The sequence below is a fragment of the Kurthia huakuii LAM0618 genome (assembly GCF_000505545.1).
GTDB lineage: Bacteria > Bacillota > Bacilli > Bacillales_A > Planococcaceae > Kurthia > Kurthia huakuii.
In genome coordinates this window covers 79,740-94,817 of record NZ_AYTB01000002.1, presented here as the reverse complement: position 1 = coordinate 94,817, position 15,078 = coordinate 79,740, and the positions used below count along the sequence as shown (strand labels likewise).

13 protein-coding genes and 1 riboswitch are annotated in these 15,078 nt (G+C 41.6%); of the genes, 8 read left to right on the top strand and 5 right to left on the bottom strand.

Features of this window, described 5'->3' with window-relative positions; all coding sequences use genetic code 11:
* Positions 1-137 precede the first annotated feature (137 nt).
* The gene (locus V514_RS0100500; RefSeq protein WP_029497695.1) at positions 138-368 is read left to right on the top strand and encodes an excisionase; all 231 of its coding nucleotides are present in this window, start codon (positions 138-140) and stop codon (positions 366-368) included.
* Between the two features lie 55 nt (positions 369-423).
* Here V514_RS0100500 and V514_RS0100495 read toward each other — a convergent pair whose 3' ends face one another.
* Both V514_RS0100495 and V514_RS0100490 read right to left on the bottom strand, forming a co-directional pair.
* Positions 424-1,413 carry a homoserine dehydrogenase gene (locus tag V514_RS0100495; RefSeq protein ID WP_029497694.1) on the bottom strand — a complete coding sequence of 330 codons (990 nt, stop codon included), beginning with the start codon at positions 1,411-1,413 and terminating at the stop codon, positions 424-426.
* Positions 1,414-1,657: 244 nt separating this feature from the next.
* Positions 1,658-2,935: an O-acetylhomoserine aminocarboxypropyltransferase/cysteine synthase family protein gene (locus V514_RS0100490; RefSeq protein ID WP_029497693.1), complete on the bottom strand. Its 1,278-nt coding sequence runs from the start codon at positions 2,933-2,935 to the stop codon at positions 1,658-1,660.
* A gap of 102 nt (positions 2,936-3,037) precedes the next feature.
* A riboswitch (SAM riboswitch) is annotated at positions 3,038-3,143 on the bottom strand.
* Positions 3,144-3,383: 240 nt separating this feature from the next.
* Between V514_RS0100490 and V514_RS0100485 the strand changes: the two genes are divergently transcribed.
* Complete coding sequence (locus V514_RS0100485) at positions 3,384-4,859, top strand: SLC13 family permease (protein WP_029497692.1); 1,476 nt, start codon at positions 3,384-3,386, stop codon at positions 4,857-4,859.
* A 131-nt stretch (positions 4,860-4,990) separates the two neighbouring features.
* A complete protein-coding gene (nfsA, locus tag V514_RS0100480; protein ID WP_020188968.1) occupies positions 4,991-5,728 on the top strand; it encodes an oxygen-insensitive NADPH nitroreductase in 738 nt (245 codons plus the stop codon).
* Positions 5,729-5,875: 147 nt separating this feature from the next.
* Here the strand turns inward: nfsA and V514_RS0100475 are convergent, their stop codons facing one another.
* The gene (locus V514_RS0100475; RefSeq protein ID WP_029497691.1) at positions 5,876-7,570 is read right to left on the bottom strand and encodes a membrane protein; all 1,695 of its coding nucleotides are present in this window, start codon (positions 7,568-7,570) and stop codon (positions 5,876-5,878) included.
* Between the two features lie 119 nt (positions 7,571-7,689).
* Between V514_RS0100475 and V514_RS0100470 the strand changes: the two genes are divergently transcribed.
* The 5 genes from V514_RS0100470 (at position 7,690) to V514_RS0100450 (ending at position 13,109) form a co-directional block, all read left to right on the top strand.
* Complete coding sequence (locus V514_RS0100470) at positions 7,690-8,337, top strand: lysoplasmalogenase family protein (protein WP_029497690.1); 648 nt, start codon at positions 7,690-7,692, stop codon at positions 8,335-8,337.
* Positions 8,338-8,411: 74 nt separating this feature from the next.
* Positions 8,412-9,638 (top strand): peptidase T, encoded by a 1,227-nt coding sequence (pepT, locus tag V514_RS0100465; protein WP_029497689.1) that lies wholly within the window; start codon positions 8,412-8,414, stop codon positions 9,636-9,638.
* A gap of 143 nt (positions 9,639-9,781) precedes the next feature.
* Complete coding sequence (locus V514_RS0100460; RefSeq protein WP_029497688.1) at positions 9,782-10,723, top strand: DMT family transporter; 942 nt, start codon at positions 9,782-9,784, stop codon at positions 10,721-10,723.
* A 291-nt stretch (positions 10,724-11,014) separates the two neighbouring features.
* Positions 11,015-11,725: a hypothetical protein gene (locus V514_RS0100455; protein ID WP_029497687.1), complete on the top strand. Its 711-nt coding sequence runs from the start codon at positions 11,015-11,017 to the stop codon at positions 11,723-11,725.
* Positions 11,726-11,825: 100 nt separating this feature from the next.
* Positions 11,826-13,109 (top strand): Nramp family divalent metal transporter, encoded by a 1,284-nt coding sequence (locus V514_RS0100450; RefSeq protein WP_029497686.1) that lies wholly within the window; start codon positions 11,826-11,828, stop codon positions 13,107-13,109.
* A gap of 42 nt (positions 13,110-13,151) precedes the next feature.
* Here the strand turns inward: V514_RS0100450 and rbsK are convergent, their stop codons facing one another.
* On the bottom strand, positions 13,152-14,060 hold the full coding sequence (gene rbsK, locus V514_RS0100445; RefSeq protein WP_029497685.1) for a ribokinase: 909 nt from the start codon (positions 14,058-14,060) through the stop codon (positions 13,152-13,154).
* 20 nt (positions 14,061-14,080) lie between these two features.
* Positions 14,081-15,046, bottom strand: a complete 966-nt coding sequence (locus V514_RS0100440) for a nucleoside hydrolase (protein WP_235072986.1) — start codon at positions 15,044-15,046, stop codon at positions 14,081-14,083.
* Positions 15,047-15,078: the final 32 nt, after the last annotated feature.

The following is a 15,078-nucleotide window of genomic DNA, read 5'->3' as shown; positions in this document are numbered from 1 at the left end:
AAAATTGCAGTTATATGACAAAACGCTTACGGAAACATTAAATCAACCGTCACAAATGAAGTTTAAGTTAAAAAGGCCTTAATGCAAACGATTGCATTTTTAGTTATAATGGCTCTTAGAAAAGAAGGTGTCTACAAATGTACAAAACGGTTGCAGAAACGGCCAAAGATATTCATATGCCGGAGTCACAAGTGTTGCGCTACGTACTGCATGGCCGCATTCGCTCGGTGCATGATGGGGAGCAATTTTTAATTAATAGCCAACAATTTACGACGTATTTTGAACAGCTTGAGCGCATCAAACATGAAATTGACATTTGGAAGGCGACGCCGATTCCAGAAGATATCGATATTAAAGATGAGGACTAAAAAAGCGCACTAGATGGGAATTCGACAACCCATCTAACGCGCTTTTTCTCATTTATTAAGCTAAAGAAACCGTTTTTTCAGGCTTTGCTAACATATCTGCATAATCTTCCATCATAACACTCGCCGTTGGATACATACCCGCTCCAGGACCTACCATTGTTAATGTCCCAATGTAGTTTGTATCAAGTGAAACGGCATTGTTCACATCATCAATCGCATAAAGCGGATGATCTGCGCCAACAAGCTCTGGCCCAACTTTCGCGATGATTTCACCCGTTGCATCGTCGCGGTAGGCATTCGCTACATGACGATAGCGTAAGTTTTTCGCTTTCGCCTCTTCAACTTGCTCCGATGTGATGCTCTCGATGCCGACAACTTCAACGTTATTCCAATCCGGCTGCTCACCAAACGCTAATGCACAAAGAATCATCAATTTACGGAAGGCATCCTCACCAGAAATATCATTGTGTGGATCCGCTTCTGCATAACCTAAATCTTGTGCCGCTTTAAGTGCCACATCAAATGCCAATCCTTCCGCACGCATTTGCGTTAAGATGTAGTTTGATGTGCCGTTTAAAATACCTTGAACTTGCTTTACTTCATTGACGCGCAATAAGTTTTGCATCGTTTTGATTACAGGTACGCCACCTGCAGTCGTTGCTTCATAACCTACTTGTACGCCTTTTTTCTTTGCTTTTAATTGCAATTCTTGACCGTAGCGCGCAAACATCACTTTATTTGCTGTGATGACGTGGCATCCTTTTTCAATCGCTTGATCTAAGTAGCCATACGCTGGGTCTTCGCCGACAATACCTTCAAACACTACTTCTAAATCAGGAATCGCTAAAATATCGTCAAATGACTCTGTGAATAGTGACGCATCAATACCTTCGCGTACTTTTGATGCGTCGCGTACTAAAATTTTTGCGACTTCAATTTCTACACCTAATGTTTGTTTGAAATGTTCACGACGTTCATGAACGATATTGTAAATGCCTTGTCCGACCGTACCGAAACCTAAGATTGCTGCCTTGACTGATGCCATAATTGTTCGCCTCCAAATGCTTTTTCTTCTAAACGTTCAGTCTTTGTACTTCTTGAAAGTACAAATGTTTCTTCATTAGAAACAATTATACTTAGTTTAGACGATGTGTTAGAGAATTTCAAGAAAATTCTTTCTTCAAACGACAACTGTCTTCTCTAGACGGTCACATTTTCTTCAATCGTAAAAGAAACAAGGATAACAAATGAGTCATCCTTGTTTCTATTATTGGCGTATGAGCCCTACGTTACTGAATGGTTGCAAAGGCATTGTCTAATGCTGCAATAATATCATCGGCATTTTCTAAGCCGATTGATAAGCGTACAAGTTCTTCTGGTACACCTGATGCGATTAATTCTTCAGCACTTAGTTGTTGGTGTGTTGTCGATGCTGGGTGGATGATTAATGAACGCGCATCGCCAACGTTTGCAACGTGTGAGAATAATTCTACATTATCGATTAATTGACGACCTGCTTCGCGGCCGCCTTTAATACCGAATGTTAGGACCGAACCGGCGCCATTTTTTAAATATTTTTTCGCAAGTTCTGCGTTTTCGCTATCGGCTAAGCCGTTGTAGCGTACCCATTCTACTTTGTCATGACCTTGTAGGAATTCCGCTACTTTTGCGGCATTTTCATTATGGCGAGGAACGCGTAAATGAATTGTTTCTAAGCCTTGGATAAAGTTAAATGCCGCATCTGGGCTTAATGTTGGACCGAAGTCGCGTAATAAAATAACGCGTAGACGCGTCGCAAATGCTGCTCCTGCTGCGTCAATACCGTAACGAATGCCATGATAAGAAGCATCTGGCTCTGTATAATCTGGGAATTTGCCGCGTGTCCAATCAAATTTACCAGCGTCGACAACAACGCCACCGATTGTTGTGCCGTGGCCGCCAATCCATTTCGTTGCAGAATGAATGACGATATCTGCACCAAATTCGATTGGGTTTGAGCCGATTGGTGATGCGAATGTATTATCGATAATTAATGGAATGTCATGTTTATGAGCAATGTCTGCTAATGCTTCTAAATCAGCAATTGTTAAACTTGGGTTACCGATTGTTTCCGCATAGATTGCTTTTGTATTTTCTTGAATCGCCGCTTCAAATTGCTCTGGATGGCGTTCATCAACAAATGTTGCTGTGATGCCATAACGAGGAAGCGTGTTGGCGAATAAATTGTATGTACCACCATATAGACTATTGGCTGCGACGATATGGTCCCCTGCACGCGCAATGTTTAAAATTGAAAAGGCGATTGCGGCCATACCCGATGATAATGCTACTGCTGCTGTGCCCCCTTCAAGAAGCGCTACACGTTTTTCGAAAACATCAACTGTCGGATTCATAATACGAGAATAAATGTTACCAGGCTCTTCTAGCGCGAATAATTTGCGCGCATGCTCTGAATCATTAAATTTATAAGCGGTCGTACGGTAAATCGGTACAGCGATAGCACCTGTTTCAGGGTCTGGTGTTTGACCACCGTGGATTGCTAATGTTTCTTTGTTTAATTGTGTCATCTAAATTGCCTCCTAAATAGTAGTTGATGGGACATCGGAGAGAAGGAGGAAAAATAAAAAACCCTTCTTCATAAGAAGAGGGTTGTATAAGCAATAGTCCTCCCCTTATCTTTCAGATCCGATTCAATCTGTAGGATTTAGCACCGTAGTAAAAATACTGGTTGCCGGGCATCGCAGGGCCTAGTCCCTCCGCCACTCTTGATAAAGGTATATAATTTTTTGTTCCATCTGATTGTACATCAGTATAACGAACTTACACATACGCGTCAACAGAATTTTCTAATTTTTTAAAATTTACTGTCTTTATAAGAAATATATGCACATATCCGCTAAAAAACATACTTCTTTCGCTCGTTAACGACTGCTGTTACGAAACTTTTAACTTTTGCACAAAATTACATCCCTTAAACAGCCTATAATTGTAAGTAAAAGGAAGGTGTTATATGCTATGTCTGAAAAAAAAGAGAAAAAGAATTTAAAAGGATTATGGATTGCTTTAGCGTTTCTTGCTCTCATTATCATTACATTTCTTCCGAATAACGGCGATGTCCCAATTGCTGGTCAACGCAGTCTTGCCATCCTCGCATTTGCCGTTATTTTATGGGTGACAGAGGCTGTATCCTATCCAGTTAGCGCCGCAATGATTATTGCGATTACAGCAATTTCACTTGGCTTTGCGCCAACAATTGAAGACCCTTCTGCTACGTATACAACTGCTGGTGCCTTAAAAATGATTTTAGGAGGCTTCTCTAATTCTGCTGTTGCCCTCGTTGCCGCTGCACTGTTTTTAGCAGCAGCGATGCAAGCGACAAACCTGCATAAACGCTTAGCATTATGGATTTTAAATATTGTTGGTACTAAAACAAAAAACATTGTTTTTGGCGCCATTTTAGTATCAATTATTTTAGCATTTTTCGTGCCAAGTGCTACCGCACGAGCTGGCGCTGTTGTACCTATTTTACTCGGAATGGTTGCTGCATTTGGACTTGCTAAAAATAGTAGACTTGCCGCATTACTCGTTATTACAGCCGTCCAATCCGTATCCATCTGGAATGTCGGTATTAAAACCGCTGCCGCACAAAACATGGTTGCACTCAGCTTTATTAATAAAGAATTTAATGTTGATGTGTCATGGAGTCAATGGTTCCTTTATGCCGCTCCGTTCTCACTCATTATGTCCGTTATTTTATTTTTCGTGATGATCAAGCTTATCAAACCTGAAACAAATGTCATTGAAGGCGGCAAGGATGTTATTAGACAGCAGCTCGATGAATTAGGTAAATTAAAAGCTACTGAAATTCGCCTAATTGTCATTTCACTACTACTGTTATTTTTCTGGTCAACAGAAGGTCGCCTTCATCAATTCGATACAACAACAGTCACAATTTTTGCGATTGCATTATTATTAACACCAAAAATCGGTGTCTTCGAATCCTGGAAGTCTGTTGAAGCACTTATTCCATGGGGTACAATTATTGTTTTTGCAGTCGGTATCGCACTTGGTACTGTACTGCTTGATACACAGGGAGCTCAGTGGTTATCTTCCACTGTATTTGGTTCACTTGGCCTTGAACATATGCCAATTCTTTCAACAATTGCGCTAGTAAGTGCCTTTAATATTTTGATTCACTTAGGCTTTGCGAGTGCAACGAGCTTATCGTCTGCGCTCATTCCAATTTTAATCGCACTCACAACAACGATTCAACTCCCTGCAGATGCTATCGGCTTTGTCTTAATTCAGCAATTTGTTATTAGCTTTGGTTTCCTGTTACCAGTAAGTGCCCCGCAAAATATGCTAGCTTATGGTACAGGCGCCTTTACAGTCAAAGATTTCTTAAAGTCAGGGATTCCACTTACAATTGCCGGTTATTTACTCATATTATTATTCAGCGCAACCTACTGGAAATGGCTTGGCTTATTATAAACCGACTAACAGAGCGTTCAGAAATGAGCGCTCTTTTTTCATAAATTCAAAGCGCTTTTGGTAGCCACTAAATGGCAAAATCCGTTATAGTTAAACTGGATTTACAAACTTACATACTAGGGGGCTTTTTTATGAATGATGTACAACAACAATTACGCAATCACACATCGGTGCGTAAATATACAGGCGAAGAAATTCCGAAAGAAAAAGTATATGAAATGTTAGAAACCGCTCAAATGGCAGCCACTTCTCATTTCGTCCAAGCCTATAGCGTCATCTATGTGACCGATGAAGAGAAAAAACAAAAACTCGGCGAGCTTTCAAAAAATGACTTCCAATTCAAAACTGCTGGCGCCTCACTACTATTTTGTGTTGACTTCAAGCGTCTACAAATCGCTGGTCAAAAATACGGTGTCGATATTACGGCAGATACAGCCGAAAACATTTTAGTTGGTGTCAATGATGTTGGCTTATTCGCACAAAACTTCGTTGTAGCCGCTGAATCAGAAGGCTATGGCATTTGCTATATCGGTGGTGCACGTACAGGAGCCGCAGAAATTAGCGAGCTATTTAACCTGCCTGAGTACGTGTTCCCAATGTTTGCGATGACACTTGGTACACCGACAAAAACAAATGATTCAAAACCGCGTCTACCAATCGATGCTATCGTCCACGAAAATGGCTATGATGTTGAAAAGTATGATGCGCTTTTATCTCAATATGATGAAGACTTAAATAACTATTACTTAAACCGTAATGCCAACCAAAAGAATGAAAACTGGACACGTCAAATGGCAGATTACTTAGTGAAACAACAGCGTCCACATATGAAGGACTTCTTAGCTTCAAAAGGCTTTACGTGGAAATAAGCGCATTAAAAAAGAGACTCGGACAAAACACGTCTTTTCCTTTTTTCGCGTTCGCAATGAAAAACCGGAACCGCGCCACAGCGAGATTCCGGTTTTTTTATGCTTACATAAGAGGTTGCTACACGTATGTCAAAGCCTCTTTTTTGCTTATTCTTTTTCTAGTAAGCCATCCACTTTTAATTCTTTTACTGGTAGGAAGACATCTGCAGAATTAATATATGTTACTTCTACCTTGTCTTTTTCCTGTAAATAAACTGCAAGCGGTGCAACTTCCGTTGACACGATATAATTATCGCCATTGTCTAATAAGAAGGAAACATTCGTGAAGTCACCATTTTGTTCCTTATAGACGCGCACGACTTTACCAGTTGCTGTTTTTTCTTCTTGTGACGAGCTACCATTTACGGTACTTGATGCACCGGTACGGCTTAACACCGTTTTATATTGGCGTAGCGCCTCATTTGGCGTTGCTCCTGTCACTGCAATTTCTGGATTAGCAGCAGATACGATGTAATAATTTTGTAAGAAACCATTGGAATCAAGCACCGGCACTAGCCAACTTGCTTCACCGTAGAAATTATAGAGTAGTGGCATTGAGCCTTCCCATTTCTTCTCAACAAATTTCTTTTCAACTACTTGAAGTGCTCCTTCTGAATCCATATACGCTTCTTCTTTATTGCCGGTATAATACGTGCCCTCACCCGTACGTGCATTCGTTAATGAATAGCCTAGCATCGAGTCGACACCCTCTTTTGGACTTGTGAAATCAGTGAAGTAATACATATCACCATTTTCATCAAATACCGGGCTCACGTTCGCTTCTGTTCCTTCATCTGATGGGAGCTTTATGTCACGCTTCCCAAAAATCGTATTGAAGTACCCATGAATGTATTTACCAAAGTAGCTATTTTGTAAGCTCACCGATTCTGGTGAGACAGCACCGTCAATAAATGCAGGAACGTCTTTTAACGCATACGTTTTAATATCTCCTGACTTCGCATCAACGATCACAATACCCTTTGGTTCAAAACCATTACGTGCAGAAATAAAATCGCCGTATGTGCGGATATAGTACGGTTTCCCGTCATCATCCACTTCGAGTTGCACATTACCACTGAAGATTTTCGTTGGGTTATGCAAACGCATATAACGCTCCACATTGTTGTTTAAATAAGCCGATTCTACATATTTCATATCGGCCTTCATGAATTTTGGATTAGCTGATGAATCGGTCGCGCTCACCATAAAGTAACCCGGTGAAACGTCGCCTTTAAACCATTTCCAAAAATCCGAAAACTCTACTGGCGCAACATAAACAAATTCGCCATTCACTTTTTGAATTTGTAAATGTCCTAACTCGTAATAACTCGTATTTGGCACTTGGCTAAAGGCCTTTTTCATTTTATTACGCGCATATTTTGGCGGCACACTCGCCGGTGTTTTCGTTTCATCGAATGCTTTTAATTCCGTTTTGGTTGCCATTTTTGCCGAATCGTATTTTTCATTCGCATTTAATACTGGCGCAACAAGCATATACGCCGCAAATAACACACTAACACCGCCTAATACAAGCTTCACTTTTTGCTCGATACCGGCAGAAAAAGCACTACCAATAAGCGCTAAAATGAAAAATACAGGCCATAGTGCAGTCCAGTTTTGGTCAATCTTTGTAATGTAAAAAATAAGGCCGAATGCGATAAACGCTGCGACAAAGACGCCACCGAAAAATGCTGCTTTAAAGCCTAATTTAAAATCGCCATCTTTTGTTTTACCGGTTAACGGCACAATTAAAATGGCCGCTATAGCGGCAAATACCGCGGCGATAACAAACGTCATAATCATGATTTCTTCCCTCCTAATGTCAATACTTTTTATACGGAAATCCTACGCAAAAAGTTTCATTTTAAACTGCATTTGGGAATATAACAACTAATTCGCTTATGAATGGAGGAATGTTTAAGATGATCTTCTATATCATTGGCGCAATTGCATCGGCAATGTATTATGTTCACTATATGCCACTTGATGAACCGTATTTCGTTCAGCAAATTTTCAAAGTGGTTCCGATGCTCTTCATCATTCTTCTTGCTTATCGCTTCTATGATTTACGACAGGAGAGCTACGCGCGTTCAGTTATTGTAGCGCTAATTTTGATTGCTTGCGGGACGGCAACACTCCCTTACTTCGTGTTTAGCCTGATGTTTTTCGCCGCTGGGCAACTGTATTTTTTACGAGCATTTTTCACGGTGCCGTGGAAAACCCCATCTAAATGGTTACTAGCAACTCTCGTTATGCTAGCAGCCATCATTATCGGCTGGGTTGTCGGCAACATTATGAAAGATCACCTCTATATGCTCAGCTTAGTAATTAGCCTCTACATTGCCATTACATTAACGATGCTTTGGGCCTCTTTTCACACCCGCCAATGGATGATTATTGCAGCAACGCTCTGCTTTGCCTCGGCGAATTTATTATTCGCCATCAACAATTTCATTACACCTCTTAGCCACTTGAATGTCCTGATGATGACACCATATTACTGTTCGGCGCTTTTCTTTAGTTTGAGCATCGTAAATTATTTCGGTTTACCAAATAAAGTGTTAGAATAACGTTAGAATAGTCTTTATTTTTTTAAAATTACGTCATAAAGCTACATTCGTTTAATTTAGGAGGGTTTTTGAGAATGAAAGAAACAGTAATCGAACGCTTAGTGCGCTATACAACAATCGATACGCAATCAAATGAGGATAGCCAAACAACGCCATCAACAGCCAAACAATGGGATTTATTACGCCTACTTGAAACAGAACTAAAAGAAATTGGTATGCAAGATGTAGCCATTGATGAATACGGCTACTTATTTGCGACATTACCAGCCAACACAGACAAAAAAATCCCAACAATCGGCTTTTTAGCTCACGTCGATACAGCGACGGATTTCACTGGCACAAACGTCAAGCCGCAGCGCTGGGACAACTATGGCGGCGGCGACTTACAATTAAACGAGGAGGTCGTGTTATCACCTTCTATGTCGCCAGAGCTTGCAGGTTACGTTGGTCAAACATTAATTACAACAGACGGGACAACATTACTTGGTGCCGATGATAAAGCAGGCATCGTTGAGATTATGACGGCGATGGAATATTTACTCGAACATCCTGAAATCAAGCACGGCGAGCTTCGCGTCGGCTTTACACCTGATGAAGAAATCGGCCGCGGCCCACATAAATTTGATGTAGCGCGCTTCAATGCCGATTTCGCTTACACAATGGATGGCGGTCCACTAGGCGAGCTCGAATACGAAAGCTTTAATGCAGCATATGCAAAAGTAACAACATTCGGCACAAACGTGCACCCAGGCTCTGCTAAAAATAAAATGGTCAACTCGATTACAGCGGCCATTAAATTCCAAGAAATGATGCCAAAAGATGCCGTTCCTGAATTAACAGATGGCCGCGATGGCTTCATTCACTTAATGGAATTCAACGGTACAATCGAAAAAACGGACATGGACTACATTATCCGCGACCACGATCATGACAAATTCGAAGCGAAAAAAGCACTTGTACAGCAAGCTGCTGATGCGCTAAAAGCTGAATACGGTGACACTGCTATTACGCTTGAAATGGGCGACCAATATTACAATATGGGCGACAAAATCGAGCCGGTAAAACATATTGTTGATATCGCACACAAAGCCATGACAAACTTAAACATCACACCAATCGTTAAACCAATTCGTGGCGGTACAGATGGCTCACAACTTTCTTATATGGGCTTACCAACACCAAATATTTTTGCAGGTGGCGAAAATATGCACGGTAAATACGAATATGTATCTGCTGAAACGATGGTCAAAGCAACTGAAGTCATCATTGAAATGATTCAGCTTTACGAGGCACAAGCTTAATAACGTAAAAAATCCAGCATCACGCAACAACTGATGCTGGATTTTTTTACGTTTTCTACGTGGGTTTTTTTGTCATATGCAATACATTACGGCAATTTTTGTGTACACTAATGCTAATCTTATTTAGGATGAAAGGAGTTTGCATGACTGAAATTATTATCGGCATTTTAGCCGCATTATTTTTTGCGGTAACGTTTATTTTAAATCACGCGATGGAGCTTGATGGTGGCAGTTGGTTATGGAGTGCATCGCTCCGCTATTTCTTTATGCTGCCATTTTTATTCATCATCGTTGCACTACAGCGCCATTTAACACCGATGACCGAGGAAATGAAAAAAGCTCCCGGCGCATGGCTACTCTGGAGCTTCGTTGGTTTCGTATTATTTTACGCCCCGCTCACGTTTGCGGCAGCTTACGGACCAGGCTGGCTCGTATCCGGTACATGGCAATTAACGATTGTCGCCGGCGTACTACTAGCGCCATTATTTTTCATTCATACAGCTGGCAAAAAAGTACGGCAAAAGATTCCTGTTGCGTCACTTAGTATTTCTTGTATCATTTTACTAGGGATTGTATTGATTCAACTACCAAGTATTAAATCAGTCGGCTTTACAGATTTAATGCTTGGCCTCATCCCTGTAGTTGTTGCCGCATTTGCCTATCCACTTGGTAACCGTAAAATGATGGACGTCTGTGATGGGCGCCTTGATACATTTAGCCGCGTACTAGGCATGACAATCGCGTCAATGCCTGCTTGGATGCTCATGGCGATGTATGCGCTTATGACTGTCGGCTGGCCGTCAATGAGCCAAGTCATCAACTCATTAATTGTCGCGCTCAGCTCAGGGATCATCGCAACGGTGTTATTTTTTATTGCGACCGACCGCGTACGACACGACCAAGGGAAGCTTGCTGCCGTAGAAGCAACACAATCAGCAGAAATCGTGTTCGTTATTATCGGAGAAATGCTGCTTTTAAACGTCGCACTGCCATCAACTATGGCACTTATCGGCCTAGCAGTCATTATTATCGGCATGTTTATTCATAGTTATCACACAATGTTACTCAAAAAGAGAATCCACTAAACTATGCAGTGGATTCCCTTTTTTCTACGTTTAAACACAAAAAAGAACGCTGTGGTTGGCGAAAACCGAGCGTTCTAGGAGTGTTCGTTCTATTCGAAACTTTTGAGGGGGGTTAAGAATAGTACGTCGATTAACTGAGATTTGGAGAAAAGTAGTTAATCATGAATCTTCTCAAAGTTGCAATGACGAGAAGGAGTTTTTCTTTATGTGATAATGATAATCTTTCTCAATTAAATAGTCAATACATTTAACATAATTTTTTAATTTTTTTACAAAGGTGGAGGTTTTTATATGTCAGCATTATCGCGCGATCAATTAATACAACTACATTCATACAGTATTTACCCCGATGAAATGAATCAAAAACTTTTCTCATTAGAAGACGTTTTAAATGATGATTTCGGTCCAGATTTATTGAAAATGGCACATGTTTTTAGTGATAATGAAAATGATACCGTCGCACTGTCGTACTTTACAAAACGCTACGGCATGTTTATTTCCATGCAGTTTTATATGATGACGGCATATGAGGAAGTTTGGCAAGGCGATTATTCAGCAATTGGTTTTATTGCACGCGATGAATATGGCCGGCGCTCGCTCTCAATGACAGCCGATAGTCACGACTGGGATTTTGTTGATGAAGAGGAGCGCTACGAAGCGATTCATACGATTTTACACGAGCAATGCCTCCCGGTTGTACAGGCGCTACGAAACATTACATCGATTTCTCCGTTGCTTATTTGGGAAAATATTTTTGGTTATATGCTGTGGCATTTCCATACGCTCCTACAAAATCCAATGACGACCGATACGGCCCGTGAAATCGTTAATATATTGGAAGCAGATGACGTCTGGCAAGGCATCGCTGATACATCGATTTGGCATCGCTATACAAATGGTGTGCATCCGTCGTCCTTAATTAATGTGCCAGTGCGCAAAACGTGCTGCTTCTCAAAAGATGTCCCCGGCTTAATGGTTTGTGGCTTTTGTCCATTGAAATAATTCTTTACAATTTAAAAATTTAGCAGTAGACTGTAGATGTGATTTTCCCAAAGGAAACTTTTTGTACTTGACGAAAAAATAAAGAAAGAAGGAAACTGTTATGGCTCAAATGAAGATTCCTCTTTTCCATCCTTATAAACGCCCTTCTGCTGAAGCCGTATTAAACGGTGACGTCAAAGGATTCAAAAGAATTTTACCATTTCTAGGCCCTGCCTTTATCGCAGCCGTTGCCTATATCGACCCCGGCAACTTTGCAACAAATATTACGGCAGGTTCCGAATACGGCTATTTATTATTATGGGTCATTGTTGCCTCAAACTTAATGGCAGTACTCATTCAATCATTATCCGCAAAACTCGGCATTGCGACCGGCAAAAATTTACCAGAAGTCGCACGCGAAAACTTTTCAAAACCAACATCGATTTTATTGTGGGTTCAAGCCGAGCTCGTCATTATGGCGACCGATTTAGCCGAATTTATCGGTGCAGCACTCGGCTTATATTTACTATTTAATATTCCGATGATTCCAGCCGCGATTATTACAGCGATTGGGTCATTTGCCATTTTAGAACTACAACGCCGCGGTGTACGCGCTTTTGAAGCTGGCGTTTCCGCAATGGTCGTCATGGTTGTCCTCGCCTTTGCCGTACAATTATTTATTGCAGAGCCAACTGTTGGCGATGTTATGAGCGGTCTTGTACCAGGCTTTGCGGGTGTTGATTCATTGCTATTAGCAACAGGGATTCTTGGCGCGACCGTTATGCCACACGCGATTTATTTACATTCATCATTAACCCAGCACCGCGTCAAAGCAGAAACACCAGCAATGAAAAAACGTGTATTCCGCTTCGAATTTATCGATATTGTCATCGCGATGGTGGTCGCTGGTGCGATCAATATGGCGATGCTCATTATCGCAGCGGCGGTGTTCCATACACGCGGTTTGCACATTGAAGATTTAGATGTCGCCTATAATTCATTCCATGAACTACTCGGTCCAACCGCGGCGATTTCATTCGGTCTTGGTCTGTTAATCGCCGGACTCGCTAGCTCTTCTGTCGGTACACTTGCAGGTGATGTGGTCATGCAAGGCTTTATTCAAAAGAAAATTCGCCTTTATGTGCGCCGTACGATTACGATGATTCCACCGCTTGCGATTATTATTTTCGGGATCAATGCCACAAAAGCGCTCGTGTGGAGCCAAGTTATTTTATCATTTGGGATTGCCTTTGCCTTAATTCCACTCGTCCTATTTACGAGTAATAAACGCATTATGGGTGAGCTTGTAAACCATAAATTGACGACGATGCTTGGCTGGGCTATTTCAGCATTAGTTGTGTCACTGAATTTATATTTAATTTATCAAACATTTTTTGAACACTAAAAAAAGCAGGAGACGCAAAAAAATCGCGCTTCCTGCTTTTTGTTATACATGATATTTAACGTAGCGATACGACAGCGGAATTTCTGGTTGCGCACCTTTTTGCGTGACAACATAGCCCGCAACGTCAGACGCATAATGAATCGCTTCCTCAAGCTCTGAGTCATGTAGCAATGCGACCGCCAGTGCCCCGCTAAACGCATCACCGGCGCCGGTCGTATCTACCGGCTTCATACGATTTGATGATAAATAGCCTTGCTGCCCATCACGCGTAAAATAATACGAACCCTTTTTACCGAGTGTGACAATGACACAGTTAACGCCTTTATTAATTAATATTTCGCACGCCTCTTCCAAATTATGCTCATCAAATGGAATGCCTGATAAGTTTTCAAGCTCGGTACAGTTTGGTGTTAAATAATCGAGTTTCATCAGCAAGTCATCTGATAATGGCTGTGATGGTGCTGGATTTAAAAAGATTTGTGTATTGCTCGCATAAGCAATCTCGATCGCGCGTTCAATAGCTGGTAGCGGAATTTCAAGTTGTAGTAGCAGCATATCGCTCTGTTCAATAACATCACGCGCCGCTTCAATATGCGCTGGCGTCACATTAAAATTCGCGCCGGGATAAAGTAAAATGGCGTTTTCAGCCGTATGTGAGAGCTGAATAATCGCCTGTCCTGTTAATCCCTGATGATGAATGTATGACGTATCTACATGCTGACTTTCTAAATTAAAAATCGCTTGCTGACCATAACCATCTTCACCAACGCTGCCAATGAATGCGACCTCTGCACCTAATTGTGCGGCCGTCATCGCCTGATTTGCCCCCTTACCACCAAAAAATAAATGGTGGTCGGTCGTTTGAATCGTTTGACCTTCCTTCACAATTTCAGGCACTTCATACACTAAATCCATATTAATACTACCAATCACAACAATTTTCTTTGACATGCGAATCCCCCTAAAAGTGTTTACAACGTTTTCCCAATCGTTGTTACTGCATCAAAGAATAGTTCGATAAATGCCGCGCGATTAACAGAATGAAGCACGTAAACATTTGGTTCATTGCCCGATTGCTTCGTATAATCAACAATTGTCGCTCCTTGTGTCAAGCGCCCCTCTAGCTCCACTTCGACGAAATAATCATCGCCATCATATATGTGCGGTGCGATAAGACAAGCAATTGCACTCACATCATGAATGCGAATCTGCTCCGCAAATCCTGGCGCATGAAATGGCGTTTGTCGCTGCGTAAACGTATAAAACTGCATCATATCAGCCACTTTTTCAGCAAATGGCGTCCCTAGTGTACGCAGGCGTGTCATTTCATCGCGTGTAATATACGCTTTATGCGTGACATCTAAGCCACTCATAATGATTGGCACCCCTGAGCGCATCACGAGCTCTGCCGCATGAGGATCGACATAGGCATTAAATTCCGCAGTCGCCGACATATTACCGCCAACGACAGCGCCACCCATCCATGAAATTTGCTTAATACACGGTTTCACTTCTGGATGCGCTACAAGCAATGCCGCAATATTTGTTAATGGACCTGTCGCGACAATCGTAACTGGCTCCGCAGCATTTATGAGTGTGTCATACATCGCGACAATTGCCGGACGCGCACTCGCTTCCATCGTAGGTTCAGACCATGTCACATTACCAAGACCACTTTCGCCATGAATATTTTCAGCAACTTCTTGTTTACGAAGCAGTGGCTGTGGTAACCCTTTAGCAACCTCGACACGCTTGTTAATATGCGTCAAAAAGCTAAGTGTGTTGTACGTCGTTTTGTCGATTGTTAAATTGCCCGCTTCCGTTGTAACAAGCAGTACGTTTAATTCTTCGCGCGCAAACGCGAGCGTTAACATCATTGCGTCATCGATGCCTGGGTCACAATCAATCATCACTGGAATTTGATTCAAACTATTCACTTCTCCTATCATTTTAGCGTGTTTTTAGACCT